Below are 3,295 nucleotides of genomic sequence, written 5' to 3'. Positions count from 1 at the left end.
CCACGGAGTGATTCATGACTGGGGTGAAGTCGTAACAAGGTAGCCCTAGGGGAACCTGGGGCTGGATCACCTCCTTATACGATTTAGAACTTATTTGTTCGTAGTGTCCACACAGATGATTGTTAATTAGTGCTTGTTCTTCGGAATAACTAATTAATATGCTCTTTAAAAATTTGGAAAAGCTGATAATAAAATTCTGATAGATACTTTGTATTTATCAAGAGTTTTCAAAAGTAAAAAAAGAATGGTAGCAGTACCATTCAGTGCCATTTGATTAACGTTTTACGTTGATTGATTGGTATCTACTTTAGTATTCAATATTAACTTCTGGCGAAGTTAAACTGTCACAAAACAAAGACCCGTTTGGGTTGTATGGTTAAGTGACTAAGCGTACACGGTGGATGCCTTGGCAGTTGGAGGCGATGAAGGACGTATTAACTTGCGATAAGCCTAGTCAAGCTAGTAAAAAGCGCTTGAGACTAGGATTTCCGAATGGGGAAACCCACCTGCTTGCAGGTATCGTTAACTGAATACATAGGTTAACGAGGCGAACGCGGAGAACTGAAACATCTAAGTACCCGTAGGAAAAGAAATCAACCGAGATTCCGAAAGTAGCGGCGAGCGAAATCGGAACAGCCCTTAAGCTTATTATGTGTTAATGGAAGGCTCTGGAAAGTGCCACGATACAGGGTGATAGTCCCGTACATGAAAAGACATTTTAAGTGAAATCGAGTAGGTCGGAGCACGTGAAACTTTGACTGAATATAGGTGGACCATCATCTAAGGCTAAATACTCCCAACTGACCGATAGTGAACCAGTACCGTGAGGGAAAGGCGAAAAGAACCCCTGTGAGGGGAGTGAAATAGAACCTGAAACCGTGTACGTACAAGCAGTAGGAGCCCACTTGTTGGGTGACTGCGTACCTTTTGTATAATGGGTCAGCGACTTATATTTTGTAGCGAGGTTAACCGAATAGGGTAGCCGTAGGGAAACCGAGTCTTAACTGGGCGAATAGTTGCAAGGTATAGACCCGAAACCCGGTGATCTAGCCATGGGCAGGTTGAAGGTTGAGTAACATCAACTGGAGGACCGAACCCACTAACGTTGAAAAGTTAGGGGATGACCTGTGGCTAGGAGTGAAAGGCTAATCAAACCGGGAGATAGCTGGTTCTCCCCGAAATCTATTTAGGTAGAGCCTCGGACGAATACTTACGGGGGTAGAGCACTGTTAAGGCTAGGGGGTCATCCCGACTTACCAACCCTTTGCAAACTCCGAATACCGTAAAGTAATATCCGGGAGACACACGGCGGGTGCTAACGTCCGTCGTGAAGAGGGAAACAACCCAGACCGCCAGCTAAGGTCCCAAAGTCATAGTTAAGTGGGAAACGATGTGGAAAGGCCCAGACAGCCAGGAGGTTGGCTTAGAAGCAGCCATCCTTTAAAGAAAGCGTAATAGCTCACTGGTCGAGTCGGTCTGCGCGGAAGATGTAACGGGGCTAAACTATGCACCGAAGCTGCGGATTCAGAATTTATTCTGAGTGGTAGGGGAGCGTTCTGTAAGCGGTTGAAGGTGTACCGGGAGGTATGCTGGACGTATCAGAAGTGCGAATGCTGACATGAGTAACGATAATGGGAGTGAAAAACTCCCACGCCGGAAGACCAAGGGTTCCTATCCCATGTTAATCAGGGTAGGGTAAGTCGACCCCTAAGGCGAGGCCGAAAGGCGTAGTCGATGGGAAACAGATTAATATTTCTGTACTCGATATAATTGCGATGGGGGGACGGAGCAGGCTAAACAAGCATGGCGTTGGTAGTCCATGTGAAAGTGAGTAGGTTGGCGACTTAGGTAAATCCGGGTTGCTGTTAAGACTGAGACACGAGACGAGTCACTAAGGTGATGAAGTTGTTGATGCCATACTTCCAGGAAAAGCCTCTAAGCTTCAGATTATATGGAATCGTACCCCAAACCGACACAGGTGGTCAGGTAGAGAATACTAAGGCGCTTGAGAGAACTCGGGTGAAGGAACTAGGCAAAATCGTACCGTAACTTCGGGAGAAGGTACGCTCCTATCTGTGATGAGACTTGCTCTCTAAGCGGACGGGAGCCGCAGTGACCAGGTGGCTGGGACTGTTTATTAAAAACACAGCACTGTGCAAAATCGCAAGATGACGTATACGGTGTGACACCTGCCCGGTGCCGGAAGGTTAATTGATGGGGTTATCCTTAGGGAGAAGCTCTTGATCGAAGCCCCGGTAAACGGCGGCCGTAACTATAACGGTCCTAAGGTAGCGAAATTCCTTGTCGGGTAAGTTCCGACCTGCACGAATGGTGTAACCATGGCCACGCTGTCTCCACCCGAGACTCAGTGAAATTGAAATCGCAGTGAAGATGCTGTGTACCCGCGGCTAGACGGAAAGACCCCGTGAACCTTTACTACAGCTTGGCACTGAACATTGAACCTACATGTGTAGGATAGGTGGGAGACTTTGAAGCAGCGACGCTAGTTGTTGTGGAGTCAACCTTGAAATACCACCCTTGTAGTTTTGATGTTCTAACGTTGGCCCCTGAATCGGGGTTACGGACAGTGCCTGGTGGGTAGTTTGACTGGGGCGGTCTCCTCCTAAAGAGTAACGGAGGAGCACGAAGGTTGGCTAAGTACGGTCGGACATCGTACGGTTAGTGTAATGGTAGAAGCCAGCTTAACTGCGAGACAGACACGTCGAGCAGGTACGAAAGTAGGTCATAGTGATCCGGTGGTTCTGAATGGAAGGGCCATCGCTCAACGGATAAAAGGTACTCCGGGGATAACAGGCTGATACCGCCCAAGAGTTCATATCGACGGCGGTGTTTGGCACCTCGATGTCGGCTCATCACATCCTGGGGCTGAAGTCGGTCCCAAGGGTATGGCTGTTCGCCATTTAAAGTGGTACGCGAGCTGGGTTTAGAACGTCGTGAGACAGTTCGGTCCCTATCTGCCGTGGGCGTTTGAGAATTGAGAGGGGTTGCTCCTAGTACGAGAGGACCGGAGTGAACGAACCGCTGGTGTTCGGGTTGTCATGCCAATGGCATTGCCCGGTAGCTACGTTCGGAACTGATAAGCGCTGAAAGCATCTAAGCGCGAAGCAGGCCTCGAGATGAGTTCTCACTAGACTTTTAAAGTCTCTGAAGGGCCGTTGAAGACTACAACGTTGATAGGCAAGATGTGGAAGTGGTGTGAGCCATTAAGCTAACTTGTACTAATTACCCGTGAGGCTTAACCATACAACGCCAAACGCGTTTTATGCGACAGTTT

General features: G+C 48.3%; 1 rRNA gene. It reads left to right on the top strand.

Features of this window, described 5'->3' with window-relative positions:
• Positions 1-374: 374 nt before the first annotated feature.
• A 23S ribosomal RNA gene (locus H5126_RS21075) occupies positions 375-3,264 on the top strand.
• Positions 3,265-3,295 lie beyond the last annotated feature (31 nt).

It is taken from the genome of Pseudoalteromonas sp. SG45-3, assembly GCF_014164075.1.
Taxonomy (GTDB): domain Bacteria; phylum Pseudomonadota; class Gammaproteobacteria; order Enterobacterales; family Alteromonadaceae; genus Pseudoalteromonas; species Pseudoalteromonas distincta.
This window is presented reverse-complemented; position numbering and strand designations above follow the sequence as displayed.